The organism is Variovorax sp. DAIF25, assembly GCF_050711835.1.
Taxonomy (GTDB): domain Bacteria; phylum Pseudomonadota; class Gammaproteobacteria; order Burkholderiales; family Burkholderiaceae_C; genus Variovorax.
Genome location: NZ_CP136636.1, coordinates 879,261 through 902,709 on the forward strand (window position 1 = coordinate 879,261; position 23,449 = coordinate 902,709).

Here is a 23,449-nt window from a genome sequence, read left to right on the forward strand (position 1 = left end):
GGCGCGGCGGCGGGTATTCTTCCGCCGCCCACCGTACCGACCGCATCCGCCGCGAGGAGCCCGCATGACCCGGACCACCGATTCCCTTCATCGACGCTGGACGCGCGCCGCATCCGCGGTCGTTGCCGCTGTCGCCGCCGGCTTCGCATTCGCGGCCCAGGCCGCCGACTACACCGGCCCGCTGTTCGACACCCACCTGCACTACAACGAAGAGGCCTGGAACGGCAGCAGCGGCCCGTTCCCGCCGGCCGAGGCGCTCGCGCGCATGCAGCGCAACGGCGTGCGCGCCATCGTCGGCAACTCGCGGCCCAACGACGGTACGCGCACGCTCGCGGCGTTGCGCGAGACCCGCGAGGCCGGCGTCACCGTGGTGCCCTTCGTGCGGCTGTACCGCAACCGCGCCGACTACAACAACTGGTTCCGCGACGAGAGCATCCACGAGATGGTGCTGGCCGAACTCGAGCGCGGCACCGCGAGCGGACCCTACCGCGGCATCGGCGAGTTCCATCTCTACGAGAGCGCCAATGCCAACGGCCCGGTCGCGAAGAAGCTGATGGCGCTGGCCGAGCGCAGGCAGCTCGCGGTGCTCGCGCACGTGGACGACGAGGCAGTCGACCTGCTGATGGCCAACACGCCGAGCCAGGGCCGCGACACGCGGCTGATCTGGGCCCACACCGGCATCGGCGGCACGCCGGTGGCGCGCGTGCGCCAGATGCTCGAGCGCTATCCGAAGCTGATGGGCGAGCTGTCGTACCGACCGGGTCTGGTCTGCGAGGGCGGCACGCTGTGCGCGCCGTGGCGCGAGCTGATCCTGGCCTTTCCCGATCGCTTCCTGATCGGCTCCGACACCTGGGTCAACCAGCGCTGGAGCGCCTACGACGAGCTGATGCGCGGCTACCGCGGCTGGCTCGGCGAGCTGCCGCCCGCGGTGGCGCAGCGCGTGGCATGGGACAACGCGGCCGGGCTGTTCGGCGTGCGCTGATCCCGCGTTCGGGGGCACAGCCACTGGGCACAAGACGCCCCGGGGGGCGCTGCCTAAGCTGCCATGGACTCTTCCGCAGACCATGGCCACCATCGAATCGACCCTCTCCCCCCACGGCGAAGCCTTCCAGGCCAATCGCGCCCACATGCTCGCGCTGCTCGAGCGCGTACGCGGCTGCGAGCAGCGCGCCGCCGCCACCTCGGAGCGCTCGCGCGAACGCTTCGAGAAACGCGGCCAGCTGCTGCCGCGCGAGCGGCTGTCGCTGCTGCTCGACCCCGGCACGCCCTTCCTCGAACTCTGCTCGCTCGCCGGGCTGGGCCTGGACAACCCCGACCTCGACAAGAGCGTGCCCGGCGGCGGCGTGATCGCGGGCATCGGCCAGGTCTCGGGCCTGCGCGTGATGGTCAATGCTTCCGACTCGGGCATCGACGCCGGCGCGCTGCAGCCCATGGGCATCCCGAAGCAGCTGCGCATCCAGGAACTCGCGCTCGAGAACCGGCTGCCCTACGTGCAGCTGGTCGAGAGCGCGGGCGCCAACCTCATGACCTACAAGGTCGAGGAATTCGTGACCGGCGGCAGCCTGTTCCGCAACCTCGCGCGGCTGTCGGCCGCCGGCCTGCCGGTGCTGACCGTCACGCACGGTTCCTCGACCGCGGGCGGCGCCTACCAGACCGGCCTGTCGGACTACATCGTGATGGTGCGCGACCGCTCGCGCGCCTTCCTCGCGGGGCCGCCGCTGCTGAAGGCCGCCACGGGCGAGATCGCGACCGAGGAGGAACTGGGCGGCGCGCTGATGCACAGCTCGGTGTCGGGGCTCGGCGACTACCTGGCCGAGGACGACCGCGACGCGATCCGCATCGCGCGCGAGATCCTCGCCCACATCGACTGGAACCGCGAGCTGCCGGCGCCGCCGTCGCGCCGCTTCAAGCCGCCGCGCTTCGACGCCGAGGAACTGCTGGGCATCATGCCGGCCGACCTCAAGCGGCCGGTCGACATGAAGCAGGTGATCGCGCGCATCGCCGACGACTCCGAGTTCCTCGAGTTCGGCGCCGGCTACGGCAGCGCCACCGTGGTTGGCCACTTCAAGATCGAAGGGCTGCCCGTGGGCGTGGTCACCAACAACGGCCCGATCGACAACGCGGGCGCCACCAAGGCCGCGCACTTCATCCAGGCCTGCTGCCAGTCGCGCACGCCGATCCTCTACCTGCAGAACACCACCGGCTTCATGGTCGGGCGCGCGCACGAGGAGGGCGGGATGATCAAGCACGGCTCGAAGATGATCCAGGCCGTGACCAACGCGACCGTGCCGCAGATCACGATCTACTGCGGCGCATCGTTCGGCGCCGGCAACTACGGCATGTGCGGGCGCGGCTTCCATCCGCGCTTCTGCTTCTCGTGGCCCAACGCGCGCACCGCCGTGATGGGCGGCGAGCAGGCGGCGCAGACCATGGTCAACGTGACCGAGGCCGCGATGCGGCGCAAGGGCGGCGAGGTCGACCGCGCGAAGCTCGCGGAGATGGAGCGCCGCATCGTCGAGCGCTTCGACAGCCAGATGAGCGTGTTCACCACCAGCGCGCACGTGCTCGACGACGGCGTGATCGATCCGCGCGACACGCGCGCCGTGCTCGCGAAGCTGCTGGCCGTGTGCCACGAGGCCGAGCTGCGCGAGCCGCAGCCGATGCAGTTCTCGGTCGCGCGGCCATGAGCGAGGGGAAGCAGTCCATGACCCAGGCCACGCCCTTCCACAAGATCCTGATCGCCAATCGCGGCGAGATCGCGCTGCGCGTGATGCGCAGCGCGCGCGCCCTCGGCTACCGCACGGTGGCGGTGTATTCGAGCGCCGATGCCGGTGCGCGCCATGTGCGCGAGGCCGACCAGGCCGTGTGCATCGGCGAGGCGCTGCCCGCGCAGTCCTACCTGCGCATCGAGGCCATCGTCGAGGCCGCGCGCCGCACCGGTGCCGACGCGGTGCACCCGGGCTACGGCTTCCTGGCCGAGAACGCCGCCTTCGCGCGCGCCTGCAGGGAGGCCGGGCTGGTCTTCATCGGCCCCTCGGGCGAGGCCATCGAGGCCATGGGCCACAAGGCCGGCGCCAAGGCGCTGATGCAGGCCGCGGGCGTGCCCTGCATACCGGGCTACCAGGGCGAGGACCAGGGCGAGGAACGGCTCGCGCAGGAGGCCGCGCGCATCGGCTTCCCGGTGATGATCAAGGCCACGGCCGGCGGCGGCGGGCGCGGCATGCGGCTGGTGCCGTCGGCCGAGGAGTTCGCCCCCCTGCTGCGCAGCGCGCGCTCGGAGGCGCAGAGCGCCTTCGGCGATCCCGAGGTGATCCTCGAGCGCGCGATCGCGCAGCCGCGGCACATCGAGATCCAGGTCTTCGCCGATCGCCACGGCCATGCCATCCACCTGGGCGAGCGCGACTGCTCGGTGCAGCGACGGCACCAGAAGCTGATCGAGGAGGCGCCCTCGCCGGCGGTGGACGGCGCGCTGCGCGAACGCATGGGCGCGGCCGCGGTGGCGGCCGTGAAGGCGATCCGTTACGAGGGCGCGGGCACGCTCGAGTTCCTGCTCGACGGCGACGGAAATTTCTACTTCATGGAAATGAACACGCGGCTGCAGGTCGAGCATCCGGTGACCGAGGCCGTGACCGGCCTCGACCTGGTGGAGCTGCAACTGCGCGTGGCCGCGGGCGAGCCGCTGCCGCTCGCGCAGCAGGACGTGCGCTTCGAGGGCCATGCGATCGAGGTGCGGCTGTGCGCGGAAGATGCGGCGCAGGGCTTCGTGCCGCAGAGCGGAACGCTCGCGCTGTGGCGGATGCCGCCGCAACTGCGCGCCGAGCATGCGCTGCATTCGGGCGCCGAGGTGCCGCCGTATTACGACTCGATGATCGCCAAGCTCGTGGCCCATGGCCGCACGCGCGAGGAGGCGCGGCGCAAGCTGGCCACGGGGCTCGAGGACGCGGTGGCGCTGGGCGTGACCACCAACCAGGCCTTCCTGCGCGCCTGCCTCGTGCATCCGGTGTTCGCGGCGGGCGGTGCCACCACGGCCTTCATCGGCGAGCACCAGGCGGCGCTGCTGCAGGCCGACGAGGCCGTAGCCGCACGCGCGGCGGCGCTCGCGGCGGTGCTGCTGTACGAGCGCGCCGATGACACACAGGCGCGACGGCTGCCGCACAAGTTGCCGATCTCGCTGCGCTTCGAACTCGCGGGGCAGACGCGGCATGCGAGCGTCGCGTTGATCGCGTCGCGCCGATTCCAGGTCACGCTCGATGCGCAGGCCTTTGAGATCGAGCTGATCGAGCACGGCGACGACGGCGTGCGCTTCGCCTGCGATGGCGTGCACGAGAGCGCCGCGTACTGGCGCGACGGCACCCAGCTGTGGCTGCAGTACCGCGACCGTGCGCTGCGCATCGAGGACACCACGCGTGCGGCCTCCGCGCGCCAGGGCGGCGCGGGTGGCGGCGACGGCAAGCTGCGCGCCTCGATGAACGGCCGCGTGGTCGCGGTGCTGGCCGAGCCCGGCCAGGTCGTGCGCGCGGGGCAGCCGCTGCTCACGCTCGAGGCGATGAAGATGGAGCACGTGCATGCCGCGCCGGTGAGCGGCCGGCTGGCCGCGCTGCATGTGCGCATCGGCGACCAGGTCGAGGCGCGCCGTGTCGTGGCCGAGATCGAGGTCGATGCCCCCGTTGCCGAAGGAGTCGCGCCATGAGCACCGCCGCCGTCCTGCACGAGAAGCGCGACCGCGCCTTCTGGATCACCATCAATCGTCCCGACAAGCGCAACGCGCTCAACGCCGAGGTGGTGGCCGGCATTCGCGAAGGCTGGCGCCTCGCGCATGCCGATCGCGAGGTGCGCGCCATCGTGCTGACCGGCGCGGGCGAGAAGGCCTTCTGCGCCGGCGGCGACCTGCAGCCCGGCGCGGGCTTCGCGTTCGACCTCGCGCAGCCCACGCTCGACTATGCCGACCTGCTGCGCGAGACGCAGAACGGCACCCTGCCGAGCATCGCGCGCATCAACGGCACCTGCATGGCCGGCGGCATCGGCCTCTTGTGCATGACCGACCTCGCGGTGGCCGCCGACACGGTGCAGTTCGGCCTGCCCGAAGTGAAGATCGGCCTGTTCCCGATGCAGGTGCTGAGCCTGCTGCAGCGCATCGTGCCGCGCCGCACCCTGCGCGAGTGGTGCCTGAGCGGCGAGCCCTTCGGCGCGGCCGAGGCGAAGGAAGCCGGTCTGCTGAACCACGTGGTGCCGGCCGACGCACTCGATGCGAAGACGCAATGGCTGCTCGAGCGCCTGACCGACAAGTCGCCGACCGCGATCCGCCGCGGCAAGTACGCGATGCGCGCGCTCGAGGCCATGTCCTTCGACGAGGGCATCGCCTTCACCGAGGGACAGATCGCGCTGCTCGCGGGCACGCAGGATGCGAAGGAAGGGCTGGCCTCGTTCAACGAGAAGCGCAGGCCGGTCTGGACCGGACGCTGAGCGCTTCGCACGCGCATCGCCGATGCGCCGAATCGATGACCGGACGCAATGTCCGGAATTAGCGCCGGCGCATTGAACGTCCGGCGCAAACATTGCTCCGAGATGTTGTGTTCGGCAACGGCATGTCAATTCGATGCCGATTCGGCGCATTGCGCGCTGCATGCCGGGCTGGCGTGAGTCATCGGATTCGAACTCGAAAACGAGTCCAAAAGCGCTCATGTCCAAAGATGTTCGGGTGTCTCTTCTCGATGTTCGGGAAGACGGCGCATCGGATGCCCGTTTCCGGACGGTGACAACCCCGCGCGCGACGCCCGCCTGTCGGTGAGGGCATCGGAATTTTGATTCGCAGAATCAACGGGTTAGCCGATTTTTTCCGAGGACCCAGCACGCCTTTCGCTGTCCTCGGCCGTCCTCCCCGCCTCGTCTTTCTCACCGAAAAGTTCGGGTGAAATTGAAGCCGTGTTCCGGTGAATTTTTCAACTGAGCGTCATCGACGATCTTCAAACTCGATTTGTCGCCAAGGCAATGGCGGCATGTTGATTCAAGGGTATTGGGACGCTGTATTTGTCGGCGAAGAGGTGCCCGAGATCTGCTCATTCGGTTCTTATTTTTTCTCAAACTTTTTCAGTTTGTTTAGGAGCAATTCGATGATTTCCGTTAATTTCAAGCGCAACGCGCTGTCGGCGCTGGTCGCGGTCGGTGTGATGACCATGGCCGCGGGCGCTTCGGCTCAGGTCGCGGGTGGCGGTGCAACGTTGCCCGAAGGCCTCTATGGCAAGGCCCTGACTGCCACGACGTCGAGCACCGGTATTCTGAACAAGACGGCTGCGGGCACGGTCCCCAGCCCGGGCTTCAACGCCTATGTCGGCGTGGGCAGCGGCGCGGGCAAGAACTCCTTCTTCCAGAACAACTCGGGCCTGCTGACGGTTGGCGGCGCTCCCTACTACTCGCCGGCAGTGACCGTCGACTACGCTGGCAGCGATTCGCTGGTGACCGCCGCCGAACAATCGGGCTACGACGCTCACACCACGCTGGGCAAGACGAGCTTCGGTCGCCTGATCCAGGTGCCGGCTGTCCTGACCTCGGTGACCGTGCCCTACAACATCGCAGGCCGTACCTCGGTGAACCTGACCAGCGCCCAGCTGGCCCAGATCTTCGCTGACCCGACCATCACCAACTGGAACCAGGTCCCCGGCTTCTCGGCCCTGAACCAGCCGATCAAGGTCATCTATCGCTCCGAAAGCAGCGGCACGACCGAGATCTTCCTGCGCCACCTCAACGCCGTGAACAACACGCTGGTGCCTTCGGTCGGCACCACGTACGCCTCGGTCGTGAACGTCAGCAACACCAGCAAGTACATCCCCGCGACCGGCAGCGACGGCGTGGTGGCTGCCCTGGCTGCCAACCCCTACTCGATCACCTACGTGAGCCCGGACAAGGTTGCGTTCGCTGATGCGACCAAGGTCGTGGCCATCACCCGCACCATCAGCGGCGTGACGAGCAACCTGCTGCCGACCGAGGTGAATGTGACGGCCGCACTGACCGGCATCAATCCCCCGGCCGCTTCGGCGCCGGCCACCAGCTGGGGCATCGGCTACGTCGCGTCCGGCGTGAGCCCCCTGGCCAATCCCTCGGCGGGCTATCCGATCGTTGGCGCGACCAACCTGATCTTCAGCCAGTGCTATGCCAGCGCGGCCGACAACGTCCGCATCCGCAACTTCTTCCGCCAGCACTACAACACCACGGACAACGATGCCGCGATCACCGCGCACTCGTTCATCAAGCTGCCGGCCAACTGGAGGACCGCCGTTTTCGACGCCTTCTACACCGCGACCAGCCCGGAGAGCATCGGCTACACGAGCGTCTGCACCGGCAAGGGCCGTCCGGCCTGAGTGTGATGCCTAGGGTTTGAGAGGCCCGTCAGGCTTGGCGCCGCGGGCTCGCTTCCAACCCTTCGTTCAGGTCGGCCAGACATTCGTGTCTGGCCGACCTTCGAACTTTCAGCAGGGCATCGATCGCCCCTGCAAAAGTGGGTGGGCGAACCGTGCTCGCGCAATCCCTTCGGATCTCTGTTGGACAACCGCTCGAGGAGTGGTCAATGAAATTCCCTGTCTTCCAGTGCAAGGCGCTGCTCGTCGTCGGTGCGATGACGTGGGCCCTTGCCGCATCGGCCCAGGTCGTGGGTGGCGGTGGAACCTTGCCCGAAGGTCTCTATGGCAAGGCGCAGTTTCCCGTCGGCACGACGGGCATCCTGAACAGGACGCCGGTTCCCGGCTTCAACGCCTATGTCGGCGTGGGCAGCGGCGCGGGCAAGAGCGCGTTCTTCCAGAACAACTCGAACCTGTTGGTCTGGAACCATGACGCCAATGCGTCGACGCCGAACGTGCCGTTCTACCCGACGCCGGTGACCGTGGATTACGCCGGCAGCGACTCGCTGGTGACCGCGGCCGAAGAAACCGCCTATGACGCGCACCCCACGCTGGGCAGGGCGCGCTTCGGCCCATTGATCCAGGTTCCGGTCGTTCTCGCGGCGGTGACCGTGCCCTACAACATCCCGGGCCGCAGCTCGGTGAACCTGACCAGTGCCCAACTGGCACAGATCTTCGCCGACCCGACCATCACCCACTGGAACCAGGTCGCCGGTCTCTCGAGCCTGAACCAGCCGATCAAGGTCATCTACCGCGCCGAAAGCAGCGGCACGACCGAAATCTTCCTGCGCCATCTCAATGCCGTGAACAACGTGCTGGTGCCTTCGGTCGGCAGCAGCTACGCATCGGTCGTGAACGTCGGCAACACCAGCAAGTACATCCCCGTGACCGGCAGCGATGGCGTGATGGCGGCCCTGCTGGCCACTCCCTATGCGATCGCCTACGTGAGCCCGGAGAAGGTGGCCCTCGGCGACCCGGCCAAGGTCGTGGCGATCAGCCGCGCGAGCGGCGGCGTGCTGCAGAATTTTCTGCCGTCGCAGGTGGACGTCGCGGCGGCGCTCGGCACCCCGGCCAGTGCGGGCGCCATCCTCCCCCCGACCGGGCCGGCCGCTACGCAGGCCCGCAACTGGGGCATCGGCTACGTGGCCTCCGGCGTGAGCCCGCTGGCCAATCCCTCGCGCGGTTATCCGATCGTGGGTGCGACCCACCTGATCTTCAGCCAGTGCTATGCCAGCGCGGCCGACAACACCCGGATTCGCAACTTCTTCGCCCAGCACTACGGCAGCGCGAACAGCGACGTCGTGCATCCCTTCATCAAGCTGCCGGCCCACTGGCGCACGGCCATCTACAACACCTTCTTCGCCACCAACAGCGTGCAGCGCATCGGCAACCCGGACGTCTGCACCGGCAAGGGCCGCCCGATCTGAGACGGATGATGAAAGAGAAAAAACCGAGATTCAACATCCCCTACGGCCAGCCCAGCAGCATCCCGATGCATGCCCTGGACAAGGAGCTGTCGAAGCAGGCCGAGATCGCGCAGACCACGCCGGTGCTGGTCGACCGCTATGGCGAACCCTGGGTCTGGATCGTCTCGCATGCCTTGTGGCTCGAGAACGACGGGCTCGAGGCCTTCGTGCAGAGCGAACACGGGCTGGTCGATCTGCGCACGGCGATCGATGGCCTGCTGTCGGATGACGATCCGGTCCTCGACGAACTGAGCGCCCAATGCGCGAGCGTCGCCGATGCGCGGATCATCGTGCGCGCCTGGCTGCTGCAGATCGTCTATTCGCTGCCCGACCCCAAGCGCGTGCGCCAGGGCCTGGGCTACAACATGCTGTGGCGCTGGTTCGTCGGCTATCTGCTGCGCTCCGAGCCGCTGCCCGAGCCGCGCGCCTTCGTCCAGGACATGAACAAGGTCAGCGCCCATTCGCACGTGGTGGGCATCGTCTTCCGCTGCCTGGCCAACAGTGCGTTGCTCCAGGGCGGCTCGGAGGAGTTCCGCATCAACCATGGCCTGCTGCGCACCCTGCGGGCCCAGCACCTCGACACGACGGGCCGCTGATGCGCCGACTCTAGGTCCGTGGGCCTCGCTCCGGATAGACGAAGCCGATCCGCGCATGCACCCCGCCCGCGTGCGCGAACGAGAGCCAGCCGAAAAACCAGGCCAGCAGCAGGTTCCACAGCAGCGCGGTGGCGACCGCGGCCAGTGTGGCGGGGCCGTGCGCGGCCGGCCAGGTGATGTCGGGCAGGAACCCGCTGCCCCAGCCGGCCGCGAGGAACAGGGCCGAGCCCAGGTGCCGGCTCATGCTGCGGTAGTGCAGCGCGAGCGTCTCGCGGCAGGCATAGGGCTGCCGGTGCTGGCGCTGGTTGATGCGCGCGATGCTCACCGCATTGACGAGCGCGACGATGCCCGGCAGCGAGAACCAGAAGGCGGGGTGGTCGCTGCGTGCATCGATCGCCAGCAGCGTGCCCACGAGCCAGAAGCTCGGTGCCATCGCCGTTGCCATCAGCCACGAGGCCGGCAGGCACGCCCGCCAGGGCGCGCGCCAGTGCAGGGCGCTGGGCGCGTCGGGGGCATCGGTCCAGGCGTGCGGGGCGGCCGAAGGCGCCCAGGCGGGCACCGCCGATGCCGCATCGCCCGGGGACAGCCAACGGCGTAAAGCCGCTTTTATCGTCATCTGATAGTGTTTTCGAGGATGTGGAGGGAGCTTCGGCGAGCTGCTCTCCTATAGACGGATGCGCGGACCCATTCCCGCAATCCGTCGGTGGCGGCGGCTGCCGCCCATCGTTCCTGCGCCGTCGGCCGTCAGACGAAAGAAAACACTCGGCCGCCAAGAATTTCGAAGATCGGTCTGCGGGTTTGCCAGTTGGTACTCGTCTAGAAAAACGGTCGCCCACGCCACGGTGCGTGCAGCCGGCCTGGTTTCGACATCCACTTCGGCAGGAATACTCATGAGCACACGCGGGGGCAGCGGCAGGGAACGGGCAGGGCAGGCGGGGGGCACGTCGTCATGGCGCCTGGCCCCGATGGCGCGGGCCATCGCGGTGCTGGTGGCGGCGGGCGGCATGATCGGCGGCGCGCACGCGCAGCGCGCCTTCAGTGCGGGCTGGATGGCGCAGAAGAACCTGAACCAGAGCACCGCGGTGCAGACGGGCCGGCTGGCCAACGGCATGGCGGCATCGGCCCTGACCAGCCCGCAGGCGCAGCAGCAGCGTGCCAACGAGCAGCTCGGCCGCTCGATCAACAACCTGAACCTGGCGGCACGCGGCATCGCGGCGCAGCAGGCCGCGCAGGCGGCCGCGCGTCGCGCCGCGGGCAACGATCCCTCGGTGCCCGACGGCCTGGCCGAGGGCGGCCTCGAGATCGACACCAACAGCCTCACCGCCGGTTGGCACAACGCCAATGCACCGGTGCAGACGCAGGTCGATGGCCGCACCAATGTCGAGATCCAGCAGACCGGCGACAAGGCGATCCTCAACTGGGAGACCTTCAACGTCGGGCGCAACACCACGGTCGACTTCAAGCAGGACCCGAGCTGGGCCGTGCTCAACAAGGTCAACGATCCGCAGGCGCGCCCTTCGCGGATCCAGGGCCAGATCAAGGCCGACGGCACGGTGCTGATCGCCAACCGCAACGGCGTGGTGTTCTCGGGCACCAGCCAGGTCGACACGCGCAACCTCGTGGCCGCCGCGGCCAGGATCACCGACGACCAGTTCCGCGGCGGCGGTGTGTACGGCAGCGATACGACCGCGAGCTTCACCGATGCGCTGGGCAAGGTCGAGGTGCGGGCCGGCGCGCAGATCAGCACACGCACGCCCCAGTCGGCCACGCAGGGCGGCGGCTACGTGATGCTGCTGGGCAGCGAGGTGCACAACGCCGGGCAGATCACCACGCCGTCGGGCCAGACGCTGCTCGCCGCCGGCGACAGCTTCTTCATCCGCAAGGGCGTGGGCTCGACCGGCAACCAGCTCTCCACCACGCGCGGCAACGAGGTGACGCCCGCGTTCGGCCCCGACAGCCTGGCGGGCAAGGTCGTCAACAGCGGGCTGATCCAGGCGCCGCTGGGCGATGTCACGCTGACCGGGCGCGAGGTGCGCCAGGACGGCGTGGTCCTGAGCAGCACCTCGGTCAACACCCGCGGCACGGTCCACCTGAAGGCGATCGGCGATGCCGGCACGGTGACGCTGGGCGCGGGCAGCACCACGGCCATCGTGCTGGACACCGGCAATGCCACCGCGCTCGACAGCCAGCGCGCGGGTCTGATGGCGCCGGTCATCGACAGCACGGGCGACATCGTCGCGGCCGGCAACGACCGCAGGGATCTCTCGCGCATCGAGATCGGCAGCGGCGGCACGGCCGACTTCGAGGGCGGCTCGCTGACGCTGGCCACCGGCGGCCAGGTGATGGTCGATGCGAAGCGGCGCAGCCTGGTGCGCGATGGCGCGCTCATCGACGTCTCGGGCGCCATCGGCGTCAAGGTCTCGATGGAGTCCAACAACGTCAAGGTCAACATCCAGGGCAACGAACAGCGCGATGCCCCGATCAACCGCGACGGCAAGAGCCTCAACAACAACGACGTCTGGATCGACCGCCGCAGCCTGGTCTTCGTGCCCAAGGGCACCAACGGCTATGCCAGCGACCGCTGGTACACGGCCGGCGGGCTGCTCGAGGTGTCGGGCTATCTGGGCACCCAGGGCCACACGGTGGGCGAATGGATGGCGCAGGGCGGTATCGTGCAGTTCTCGGGCAACGACGTCGTCACCCAGAGCGGCTCGCTGGTCAACCTGTCGGGCGGCACGCTCGATGTGCAGACCGGCTTTCTCAGGCAGAGCTGGCTCAAGGGTTCGGACGGCCGGCTCTACGAAGTGTCGAGGGCGCCGGGCGACCTGCTCTACAAGGGCCTGTACAAGGGCTTCGAGGACGAGCACGCGCGCTGGGGCAAGAACACCACCGACTATTTCTACAACCCGCTGATCGGCCCGCAGCGGCGATTGGAGAGCGGCTACACCGCGGGCCGCGATGCCGGCGTGCTGGTGATCGGCACGAAGAGCGCGGTGCTCGAGGGCGAGATCGCGGGCGACACCTTCCAGGGCAGCCGCCAGACGCAGGCGGCGCAGGCCGCGCTCGACGGCTACAACCAGTCGCAGCAGGCGGTGGCGCGCCGCGGTCAGCTGGTGGTGGGCAGCTACGTACCCTATTACGTCAAGAGCAGCGGCAGCTGGGTGTACGGCCTGAGCGCCAATGCCGACACGCCGCAGAACGTGGTCATCGCCGAAGAGGCGCGCAAGATCGCCGCCGGCCTGGGCCTGGACGGCGTGCTGCCCGACGACCGCGGCACGACCTTGTACCTGGACAGCGCGCAGCTCAGCGGCTTCGAGCTCGGCGGCATCAGGATCGCCGCGGGCCGGCGCATCGCGGTGGAGGGCGCGCTGCAGATGGCGCCGGCCGGCGAGATCACGCTGTATGGGCCGCAGGTCGAGGTGAAGGCCGATCTCCGCAGCGCGGGCGGAACGATCCGCCTCGGCAATGTGCTCGAGCAGGTCAGCGGCAACCTCCGCATCGAAGACACCATCCTGGCGGCGCCGAACGGCGTGACGGCCGGTGTCACCGTCGCGGATGGCGTCAAGGTCGACACGCAGGGCCTGTGGAGCAACCTGCTGAAGGACCCCGCGGATATCGCCGCGCTGCCGTACCGAAACGGTGGGCGCGTCTCGCTGCGCAGCACGGGCGATGTCACGCTGGCGCAGGGCTCGCTGATCGATGTGTCCTCGGGCGCGGCGATCATGAGCGATGCCAGTGTCAAGGGCGGCAAGGGCGGTGACATCACATTGCAGGCCGGTCTCGGCGCCGCGAGTGCCGGTGCGGGCTCCGAACCCGTCGAGGGCGGGCTGACCCTGCAGGGAGAACTGCGCGCCCACGGTGTCGCGGGCGGCGGCACTCTGGATCTGCAGACAGGGCGGGTGCTGATCGGCGGCGCCCCCGATGCGCCCGCGGAGCTCGGGACGCTGCGCCTCGATGGCGACTTCTTCACCCAGGGCTTCTCGCGCTACAAGGTCGTGGGCGAGCACGGAACGACGGTGGCCGACGGTGCGCAGGTCGAGGCGAGGATGCCGGTCTTTCGCCTCGTGGCGGGCGCCAAGGATCTGCCGACCGGCAGCCCGTCTTCCGCGGCGCTCGAGGTCTGGGCGCCGCCGTTGTACCAGGAGGATCCCACGGCGGGCGTGCTGACCCGGCGTGCCGGCGCCAGCCTGGAATTGCAGGCCGGCGATGCCACGACGACTGCGGGTTCGACCACGCTGCGGATCGGCCGCGATGCGCGCGTCGCGGTCGACCCCGGGCAGTCCATCGCGCTGCGCAGCGCCGGGCAACTGACCGTGGACGGCCGGCTCGATGCCTGGGGCGGTCGCATCGAGCTGGGCAGCGTCGCCGCACGGCTGAGCCTCGACGAAGCCAAGGGGCTGTCGGTCTGGATCGGCGAGCATGCCGTGCTCGACGTGGCCGCGCGCGCGGCCACTGCGATGGACGTGCAGGGGCGCCGCTATGGCCTGGTGGGCGATGGCGGGCAGATCGTGATCGGTGGCGAGGTCGATCCGCGCGACGGCAGCAGCTCGGCCGTGGACCGGTTCGTGGTGCTGCGCGAAGGCGCACTGCTCGATGCCTCCGGCGCCCAGGCAATTCTCGACGTGCCGGGACAGGGCCGCGTGGCGGTGGCGAGCAATGGGGGGGCGATTTCACTCGGATCGAACCACGGCCTCTACCTCGATGGCGAAATGCGTGCGCTGGCCGGTGGTACAGGGGCGGCGGGTGGCCAGCTGTCGGTGAGCATCGCCAACTTCAATGTCGTCGCCGACACCTCTCAAGCCACGCCAGCTCTCATGCGTCAGATCCGCGAACTGGTGCTGGGCCAGGAGAAGGCGCCGGGAGCGCTGGCCGTCGGCATCGAAGCTGCTGAAGCCGCAGGCCAATTGACATACGGCCATGCACGCCTGGGCGCCGATCAGGTCAAGGCCGGCGGCTTCGATACGCTGACCCTGCACAGCGGCGGCATGATCGCCTTCGATGGCAACGTTTCCTTGACGCTGGGTCAGGCGCTGAATCTCTATGCCGGTGCGCTCGGATGGACCGACGCTGCGCCTGCGGACAGCCGGGTCCGGTTGGCGGCACCCTTCGTGCGCCTGATTTCCTCCGCGCTGCTCGAGGGACCTTCGAACGCGCGCATCGATCGATTGGGCATGCACTATGGCGATTCGCGGCTGAACGTCTCCGGGCAACCTCTGATGGGCAGCCTGAGCCTGGAAGCAGGCCGCCTGCTCGAGGTGCGCGGTGGCAAGGGCCTCGGCAGTGGTGGGCGGCTGACGATTCCGGGCATTGCGAGTGCAGACGACCAACTGATCGACCGGCGCGGCATCGCGCAGATCGCACTGCGCAGCGGCGGGGATCTGCGCTTCGATTCGGGCACGCTCTACGCGCCGGGGGATCTGACCCTGGCCGCGGCGCAGATCTATCCGGTCACCGGCGTCGAGGCGGCGGTCTATGCCGGTTGGCGCGGCAAGGTCCCCGGCTTCGATCCCGAGCGCATCCTGACGCTGGCGCGCACCACCGACGAACTGCCCGAACTGCCGTATTCGGTGTTCGGCAGCCTCACGCTGGGCGCGGCCGTGATCGATCAGGGCGGCGTGCTGCGCGCGCCGCTGGGCGCGCTGAATCTCGGCGTGAACAAGGGCGGCGACGCGGGCAGCATCACGCGCGCCGTGAACCTGCTCGCGGGCAGCGAGACCTCCGCCAGCGCGGCGGGCCTGGTCATGCCCTATGGCGGCACGAGTGACGGCGTGGCCTGGCAGTACGCCGGCGAGCAGGTCAAGCTGCAGGGCGTGGGGACGGCCGCCGTGGGCAGCGTGCGCCTGCTGGGCGAGCACGTGGACGTGCGCGAAGGCGCCACGATCGATCTGTCGGGCGGCGGCACGCTCGCGGGCGCGGGCTTCGTGTCGGGACGCGGAGGCTCCACCGATGCGCGTTTCAATCCGCTGGTGCAGATCAATGCAAAGGGTGGCTTCACGCTGCCTGGACTCGGCAGCAATCCGGTCTACGCGATCGTGCCGGGCAAGCAGGCGAGCCAGGCACCGCTGGGTGGAGAAGCAGGCGCGGTGGACCCGCTCGTGGGCCAGCAGATCACCATCGGCGCGGGCGTGCCCGGCCTGCCCGCGGGCACCTACACGCTGATGCCCTCGACCTATGCGCTGCTGCCGGGTGCCTTCCGCGTGGAGATCAATGGCGCGGGCGCAGCACGGGAACAGGGCGTGCCGACGGTGCCTATGGCGATGCGCAATCGCTCGTGGTCCACCGCGGGCCGCCTGTCGGTGGCGGGTACTTCCATCGGCGACAGCCTGGCCAGCCAGGTGATCCTGACACCGGCCGACGTGCTGCGCACCTACTCGCAGTACAACGAAACCTCCTACGCCGATTTCGTGCGCGCCGATGCCGCGCGGCTCGGTGTGCCGCGCGCCCAGTTCGAGGCGGATGCCAAGGCCCTGCTGCTCGAACTGGCCGACCGCACGGCGAACCGGCAGGAGCTCAGCTTCCGGTTCGACGGCACGGTGCTCGGCAATCCGGCAAAGGGCGGGTACGGCAGCACGCTGGCCGTGCTCGGCAGCACGATCGAGATCCTGGGTGATGGTGCCCCGGACATGGCGCACGGCGCCGCGCTGCGAGCCGCGGACCTCGGCAAGATCGACGTGAACCGGATCGCCATCGGCGGCATGCCGCTGGCGGTGTACGGCCAGGGGGGCAACCTCGTGCGCTTCAACCTCGGTGCCGCACCCGCCCGCGGCATCGTCGTGCGCAGCGGCGCGGTGCTCACGGCGCCCGAAGTGATGCTGATCACCCAAGGCAACGCGGTGGACAGCGCGCCCATCGAGATCGAGCGCGGCGCCGTCATCAGCACCTTGGGGCAAGGTGCGGCGGCCTACGACTCGGGCAACGGATTCATCTACCAGCCTGGCATCACCAGCGTGGTGGCGGTCTCCAATGGTCGCCTGCAATGGCTGGCGCCGGGAAAAACCGACAACGGGTCGCCGGGCCCCATCCGCGTCGGCGCCTGTGCGTCGGGCGACTGCACGGGAACGACCCGCCTGTATTCGGAAGGCAGCATCGCCTTCGCCACCGACAACGAATTCGAACTCGACAGCGCGGTGCGCTACGGCACGCGCCACCTGAGCCTCGCGGTCGGTGCCTTCAATGTCGGCAGCCCCGAATCGCTGGCCGCAGCGAGCGCCCGCGGTGCGCTGGCCCCGGGTCTCGCACTCAACCAGCAGGTGATGGACCGCCTGCTGCAGGGCGACACCGAGGCCGGCGCGCCGGCGCTGGAGACGCTGGAACTGATCGCGGGTGGTTCGCTGAACTTCCTTGGCTCCGTGAGCCTGTCCACGCTGGACGCGAACGGCAAGTCGCGGCTGGACAACCTGATGCTGACCACGCCGGCCATCTACGGCTACGGCGGTGTCGGCGACACGGCCCGGATCCAGACCGGCCACCTGATCTGGAATGGCGCGGCCGGACAGCCCGGCGCGGTGGTGGCCGATGGCGCCGGCACGGGAAGCGGCAGCCTGGACCTGCAGGCCGAGCGCATCAGCTTCGGCTACGGCCCCTATGGCCAGCCCGATGGCATCAGCGCGCTCGACCGCCAGGTGCTGGGCTTCGCCAACGTCAACCTCGCGGCCAGCGAGCGCATCACCGCGAACAACAAGGGCACGCTGGCGGTCTACCAGCGGCAGGGCGAGTACGTGGCCGGCAAGGGCTACCAGTACAGCGGCGGCAACCTGAACATCGTCACGCCGCTGTTCACCGGCGAAGCGGGCTCGGTCAACCGCATCAAGGCGGGCGGGGCGATCTCCGTCACCGCGCCGGCCTCGGGCGCCGCCGATGCGGCACCGATCCAGGCGCTGGGCGCCGAACTGTCGCTGACGGCCGGCGGCGCGTTGAACCTCGACACCACCGTGGCGCTGCCCAGCGGCAAGCTCACGCTCACCGCCGAGACCGACCTCGTGCTGGGCCCGCGGGCGCGCCTCGACCTGGCGGGACGCAGCATCACCTTCTTCGACGACCCGGGCGCCACCCAGTACAGCTGGGGCGGCGATGCCACGCTGGAAAGCCGCCGCGGCAACATCCGCCAGGCCGCGGAGTCGGTCATCGATCTCTCGGCCGACAACAACCAGGCGGGGCGCCTGACCGCCATCGCACTGGACGAGGCCGCGGGCCTGGTCGACCTGCAGGGCCGCATCCTCGGCGGCGCCAGCGGCCGCTACAACGCGGGCGGCACCCTGGTGCCCTACCTGGCCGGCGGCATCGAACTGCGGGCCCAGCGCCTGGGCGGCGCCGGCAGCCTGGATGAGCAGTTCGCGGCGCTGAACCAGCGCTTGAACCTCGGCGAGGTGTTCGGACTGCGCAGCTTCCAGTTGAAGCAGGGCAGCCTGACCATCGGCAACGAGCTCAAGGCCAGCCAGGTCGAGGTCTCGGTGGACAACGGTCATCTCACGGTGGCGGGCACGGTCGATGCCAGCGGCGAGCGCGTCGGAAGCATCCGCCTGGCCGCGAAGCAGGGCCTGACATTGGCGGGCAGTGCCGTGCTCGACGCGCACGGCACGCAGCTGCGGCTGGACAGCTACGGCCAGATCATCGACAGCCCGAACCGGGCCATGGTCGAGCTCAATTCGGGCGACGGTTTGCTGACCTTGGCCGAAGGCGCGCGCATCGACCTGCGCCACGGCACCGACGATGCGCGGGTGAAGGCGCGTCCCGCGCTGTACGACGGCCGCGAGCGCGGCACGCTGGACCTGTATGCGCCACGCATCGATGGCGCGGGCGGCGCGGGCACGAGCGCAGCGGCCACCCATGGCGATATCGCGATCGATGCGAGCGGCCGGCTCGACATCCGGGGCGCGCGGTCGATCGCGGTCAATGCCGTGCAGCGCTACGCCGACGCCGAGTACGGCAAGGTCAAGGGCCCGGACGGACAGCCCGTGCTCGACCTGTCCGCCGATGGCCGGCCCTATCAGGTGATCGACCAGAAATACCTCGACAAAAAGCACGGCGCCAGCACGGCATTCATCGGCAAGGCCCTGGCCAATGCCGACCTGCTGAACCGCAAGCTCGCGGGATTGAACAACGCGAGCTATCGCGACGCCTTCCATCTGCGGCCGGCCGTGGAGATCGTGAGTGCCACGCCCGACGGCGCGATGGTCGTCAGCGGCGACATCGACCTGTCGGGCTACCGCTATGCCAGCCTCAACCCGCACGTGCAGAAGACCGGCGTCTATGGCTCGGGCGAGCCGGGCGCGCTCGCGATCCGCGCGGGCGGCAATCTCTCCATCTACGGCAGCATCAACGACGGCTTCGCGCCGCCGCCCGATACGCCCGACGACAAGGGCTGGGTGCTGACGCCGGGCGTGCAGGCCTTCGGCGGCGACGTGGTGGTGCCGGGGCCGGGCGTCACGCTCGCGAAAGGCACGCGCTTCGTGGGCGGCAAGGTGCTCAATTACGACCTGCCGATCCAGGACCTGTCGTTGCCGGCCGGCACCGTCGTGCCGGTGCAGGCGACGCTCAGCGAGGCGCTGGCATTGCCGGCCGGCACGGTGCTGCGCTCCGCGGTGCGCGATGCCGCGGGCAATGTGCTGTACCCCGCCGGCACGGTGTTGCGGCAGGGCGTGACCCTGCCCGCCGGCGCGCGCCTGGATGCCGGCAGCGTGCTGCCGGCGCAGGCCGCGTTGAAGGCGATGATCTGGCCGCGCGGCGTGCCGCTGCCGGGTTGGGCGGTGCTGCTGGCCGGCAACCTGGCCTTGCCGACGGGGGCACTGATTCCGTCGATGACCGACGTGAAGCTGCCGGGCGATGCACTGTCGGTGCCGTTGCGCACGGTGACCGATGGCCGCATGGGACGCAACTGGGCGGTGGGGGCCATGCTGCCCGAAGGCTCGCTGTCGTGGTCGCTGCGCCTCGTGGCCGGTGCCGACACCGCCGCGGCCGATACCCGGACCGTGCAGCCGTGGACCGAGGCCAGCCTGGTGCTGGCCGATACGCATTACAGCCTGTACGAGCAGCGCCAGAAGACGCTGGTTCCGGGTCAGCCGGGCACGCCGGCGCAGCCGGGGGGAAAGTGGTACTGGGACGCGCTGGGTGCGGAGGTGTATGGCTTCGAACCCAACACGCCGGTTCCTGCCGATCTGGAGTCGGCCTGCATGGACGCCGGCATCTGCGTGCGAGTCCGCTACATATGGGACGCATTGGGCGCGGAGGTCTACGGCTTCAAGCCCGGCACGCCCGTTTCGGACGATCTGCAGTCGGCCTGCATGGATCCGGGCATCTGCATCTCGCTCGGCGAGGCGACGCCCGAGATTCCCGGCACACCGGACAAATGGGTTCCCGGCGGGGTGATCAAGGTTCATCAGCTGGCACAGAACTTCAGCGTGCTTCGCACCGGGACCGGCGACCTGGACCTGATCGCTGGCGGCGATGTCTCCACGCACTCGCTCTACGGCATCTACACGGCGGGCACGTCCACGGCCTCTCGCGCCGGAGGCGAGGCCGGTGCCTTCGACCGGGCGCGCGGCAAGGCGGCCGACGGCACCTACCTCGGCACCAAGAACTCGGCCGTGCCGCCCGAGGGCCTGCCGTCGGCGGGTTCGATCTACGAATCGCTGGTCGACGGCGAGACGAACAGCACCTATGCGGCCTGGTATCCCGATGGCGGCGGCAACCTGCTGCTGCGCGCGGGAGGCGATCTGAGGGGCGACCTGCTCGCGCGCTATGAACCGCGTTCTGCCGGCCAGGAGTTGCGCCCCCAACGCAGCAGCGCCGACATCGGCAATTGGCTGTGGCGCCAGGCCAGCGGCGGCACGGCCGGCGTGGACCCGATCGCCACGGCCTGGTGGATCAATTTCGGGACCTATGTGCCTGGATCCGCTGCGATGAACACGGACGCCGGGTTGCACTTCACGGATGTTCCGGAGGTGATCGCGATCCCGGAACTGGTCGGCTTCACCGGCATCGGTACCCTGGGAGGCGGCAACCTGAACATCGAGGTGGGCGGCAATGCCGGCCTGACCTCGCGTCGCGGCGGCGATGCCGGTGCGAGGCCGCGCAGCGAAGGCCTGGCACTGGCCGTGGGGAGCACCGGGCGGGTGGCCGCCGACGGCCGTCTGATGCTCACGGGAGGGGGCGATCTGCAACTGCGCATCGGCGGCAACCTGAATGCCGGATTGCAGGCACGTGCCTCGAACCCCGCTGGCGATCCCAACGCATCTCCCGATCTCTACCGCACACAGGACCTGAACCTCAATGGCGCGCTGACCAACCTGCGCGGTGCCGTGCAGATGCAGGCCGGCGAGCTGGGAGGCATCGCGCTGACGTACTACCGCAGCGGCCCTCCCGATGCCGATGCCCGCGAGGTTCGCGCCTACGATCCCTACACGGCCACGCTCGGCACCGCGACGGGCGGGCTCGTGTTGAAGCTGGGCGACGCCACCGCGACGCTGGACACCCGCGGCGACCTGGTCGTGGCGGGCAGCGGCGATCCGGGACGCGCGCCGCTGCCGTACCTGTTGCCCTACACCTTCGATGGCGCTCGCTACGAGTCGGGTGGGCACGGCTGGTTCTCGCTGTGGACCGGCAACACCGCCATCAACCTGATGTCCGGCGGCGGGGATCTCGCACCCGTGACGCCAGTGCCGAAGGCTGCCGAGCGCACACCACTGCACGACTACGACGCGACGGACGGCCGGCAGGTCTACCCGTCGCAGCTTCGCGCGGTGGCTGCCTCGGGCAGTATGTTCCTGCGAGGCGACTCGACGCTGGGGCAATCGCTTCTGCTCGCGCCATCGGCCAACGCCGGGCTGAGTCTTCTTGCGGGAGACTCCATCTATGCCAGCGGCTATGTCGTGAGTCTGTCCGGTGCTGGTACGGACGCATTGCCGACGCCCTCGAGACCTGCCTTCGCGGCCGTCCAACGGAAGGATGGCGTCCTGACCATGGCGCCGCACAACTTGTCGGACGATGCCAACTACCCGGATTTCTCTTCGGGCGACAGGTATCCGCTGTTCGTCTTTGGTCCCGACACGGCGGCAACCGCCATCCGCCAGACCGTGACGCCGACGCGGCTGTACGCGAGGGACGGCGACATCCTCGGCCTCGAGAGTGGCGGAACCCTGGCGTTCACGGGCGGGGGACGGACCGGACAGACGTGGTACGAGGGTTCAGGTCCGGTCTGGATGCGTGCCGGGCGCGACATCGTCCGCTCCGGGTCCGTGCTCGGGCAAGCACCGCCGTTTCTTCCGGGCGACTTGTCGTTGACCTCTTCGGGCCCCGGCTCCGGCACCCGAACCGGCAACCTCTTCGTCCACAACGACCCCACCGACGTCTCCATCGTCCAGGCCGGCCGCGACATCCTCTACAGCAGCTTCGATGTCGCCGGCCCCGGCACGCTAGAGATCAGCGCGGGCCGCAACATCCTGATGGCGGGGCAGGTCGGACAGACCCTGCAAGGCGTGCCCGTGTACGGCGAGACCGCCGTGCGCAGCATCGGCCCGGTGGTGCCCGGCGACGCGCGGCCCGGCGCGGGCATCGTGATGCAGGCCGGCCTGGGCAGCCAGGGCGCCGACTACGCCGGCTTCCTGCGGCGCTACCTCGACCCCGCGAACCTCGCGGACAGCGGCGCCTCGCTGGCCAGCCAGCCGGGCAAGGTGCCCTACGTCTACAGCCGCAAGCTGACCCTGGCCGACTGGCTGCGCGAGGTGCATGGCTTCAGGGGCGAGGACAAGGACGCGCCGGCCTTCCTCGACCAGCTGCAGGCCCGCCGCGACGCCGACAGCAGCCTGCCCAAGCGCATCCTGCGCAACGACTACCGCGCGGCGAGCCAGCTCCACCTGGTGAACTGGCTGGAGGAACGCTACGGCTATGACGGCTCGGAAGACGCGCTGACGGTCTTCAACCGCCTCTCGCCCGAGCAGCAGCGCGTCTATGCGCGGGGCGTGTACTTCGCCGAGCTCAAGGCCGGCGGCCGCGAATACAACGAGGCCGGCAACGCCCGCGAGGGCAGCTACCTGCGCGGGCGCAACGCGATCGCCGCGCTCTTCCCCACGGCCGATGCGCAGGCGCGGCCCATCGTCTACCAGGGCGGCATCACGATGTACGGCGCGGCCGGGGTCAACACCCTGTTCGGCGGCGACATCGAGACGCTGACGCCGGGCGGCAGCCAGATCTTCGGTGTCGAGGGCCAGGCGCCGGTGGCGCTGCCGGGCGTCGTGCCGGGGCTCGTGACGCAGGGCGCGGGCAACATCCACCTCTATGCGCTCGACGACATCCTGCTCGGCCAGAGCCGGATCATGACCACCTTCGGCGGCAGCATCCTCGCCTGGTCGGCCGAGGGCGACATCAACGCGGGCCGCGGCTCGAAGACCACGGTGGTCTACACGCCGCCCAAGCGCGAGTACGACACGTGGGGCAACGTGACGCTGTCCTCGGACGTGCCGAGCACGGGCGCGGGCATCGCGACGCTGGCGCCGATCGCGGAAGTGCCGGCCGGCGACATCGACCTGATCGCGCCGCTGGGCACCATCGACGCGGGCGAAGCCGGCATCCGGGTCTCGGGCGACGTCAACATCGCGGCGCTGCACGTGGTGAACGCCGACAACATCGTGAGCCAGGGCAAGTCGACCGGCATCCCGGTGGTCGCGGCGGTCAACGTCGCCGCGCTGACCAATGCCAGCGCGGCGGCCTCCACCGCGGTCGCGGCCGCGCAGGACGCGATGCAGCGCGAGCGCGCCGTGGCGCGGCAGAACCTGCCGTCGGTGTTCACGGTGCGCGTGCTGGGCTTCGGCAACGAGCCGGCCGAAGAGGGCAAGCAGGCACCGCCGCCGCCGCGCGCCGGCCTGCAGGGCAAGGCACCGATCCCCTACGACCCGCGCAGCTTCGTGCAGATCGCGGCGCACGGCGATGCCTTCGACCCGGCCGTGATGTCGAAGCTGACCGAGGCCGAGCAGCGCGAGTTGCGCCGAGGCAAGTAGCAGTC

9 protein-coding genes are annotated in these 23,449 nt (G+C 69.5%); 8 read left to right on the top strand and 1 reads right to left on the bottom strand.

The window, feature by feature from the left end:
- The first annotated feature begins 64 nt into the window (after positions 1–64).
- From R0232_RS04045 to R0232_RS04075, 7 genes are all read left to right on the top strand, one after another.
- Positions 65–982: an amidohydrolase family protein gene (locus tag R0232_RS04045; protein ID WP_431511306.1), complete on the top strand. Its 918-nt coding sequence runs from the start codon at positions 65–67 to the stop codon at positions 980–982.
- Positions 983–1,064: 82 nt separating this feature from the next.
- Complete coding sequence (locus tag R0232_RS04050; protein ID WP_431511307.1) at positions 1,065–2,687, top strand: acyl-CoA carboxylase subunit beta; 1,623 nt, start codon at positions 1,065–1,067, stop codon at positions 2,685–2,687.
- Positions 2,688–2,704: 17 nt separating this feature from the next.
- Positions 2,705–4,690: an acetyl-CoA carboxylase biotin carboxylase subunit gene (locus R0232_RS04055; protein WP_431511308.1), complete on the top strand. Its 1,986-nt coding sequence runs from the start codon at positions 2,705–2,707 to the stop codon at positions 4,688–4,690.
- Entirely contained in the window at positions 4,687–5,463 is a 777-nt protein-coding gene (locus R0232_RS04060; protein ID WP_431511309.1) for an enoyl-CoA hydratase/isomerase family protein, read from the top strand. The genes R0232_RS04055 and R0232_RS04060 overlap by 4 nt, the downstream gene beginning before the upstream one ends.
- A 647-nt stretch (positions 5,464–6,110) precedes the next feature.
- Positions 6,111–7,355 (top strand): substrate-binding domain-containing protein, encoded by a 1,245-nt coding sequence (locus R0232_RS04065; RefSeq protein WP_208508487.1) that lies wholly within the window; start codon positions 6,111–6,113, stop codon positions 7,353–7,355.
- A gap of 206 nt (positions 7,356–7,561) precedes the next feature.
- Positions 7,562–8,818 carry a substrate-binding domain-containing protein gene (locus R0232_RS04070; protein WP_431511310.1) on the top strand — a complete coding sequence of 419 codons (1,257 nt, stop codon included), beginning with the start codon at positions 7,562–7,564 and terminating at the stop codon, positions 8,816–8,818.
- Positions 8,819–8,826: 8 nt separating this feature from the next.
- Positions 8,827–9,453 carry a transposase gene (locus R0232_RS04075; RefSeq protein ID WP_208508485.1) on the top strand — a complete coding sequence of 209 codons (627 nt, stop codon included), beginning with the start codon at positions 8,827–8,829 and terminating at the stop codon, positions 9,451–9,453.
- A 10-nt stretch (positions 9,454–9,463) separates the two neighbouring features.
- On the opposite strand, the gene R0232_RS04080 is transcribed toward R0232_RS04075, so the two are convergent.
- A complete protein-coding gene (locus tag R0232_RS04080; protein WP_431511311.1) occupies positions 9,464–10,012 on the bottom strand; it encodes a hypothetical protein in 549 nt (182 codons plus the stop codon).
- Positions 10,013–10,418: 406 nt separating this feature from the next.
- On the opposite strand from R0232_RS04080, the gene R0232_RS04085 reads away from it, so the two are divergent.
- Complete coding sequence (locus R0232_RS04085) at positions 10,419–23,444, top strand: filamentous haemagglutinin family protein (RefSeq protein WP_431511312.1); 13,026 nt, start codon at positions 10,419–10,421, stop codon at positions 23,442–23,444.
- Positions 23,445–23,449 lie beyond the last annotated feature (5 nt).

Bases quoted from the DNA above. Each gene is read 5' to 3' on its own strand.
- R0232_RS04055 (WP_431511308.1), top strand. From the start codon at position 2,705: ATGACCCAGGCCACGCCCTTCCACAAGATCCTGATCGCCAATCGCGGC.
- R0232_RS04085 (WP_431511312.1), top strand. From the start codon at position 10,419: ATGGCGCGGGCCATCGCGGTGCTGGTGGCGGCGGGCGGCATGATCGGC.
- R0232_RS04075 (WP_208508485.1), top strand. From the start codon at position 8,827: ATGAAAGAGAAAAAACCGAGATTCAACATCCCCTACGGCCAGCCCAGC.
- R0232_RS04045 (WP_431511306.1), top strand. From the start codon at position 65: ATGACCCGGACCACCGATTCCCTTCATCGACGCTGGACGCGCGCCGCA.
- R0232_RS04070 (WP_431511310.1), top strand. From the start codon at position 7,562: ATGAAATTCCCTGTCTTCCAGTGCAAGGCGCTGCTCGTCGTCGGTGCG.
- R0232_RS04050 (WP_431511307.1), top strand. From the start codon at position 1,065: ATGGCCACCATCGAATCGACCCTCTCCCCCCACGGCGAAGCCTTCCAG.
- R0232_RS04065 (WP_208508487.1), top strand. From the start codon at position 6,111: ATGATTTCCGTTAATTTCAAGCGCAACGCGCTGTCGGCGCTGGTCGCG.
- R0232_RS04060 (WP_431511309.1), top strand. From the start codon at position 4,687: ATGAGCACCGCCGCCGTCCTGCACGAGAAGCGCGACCGCGCCTTCTGG.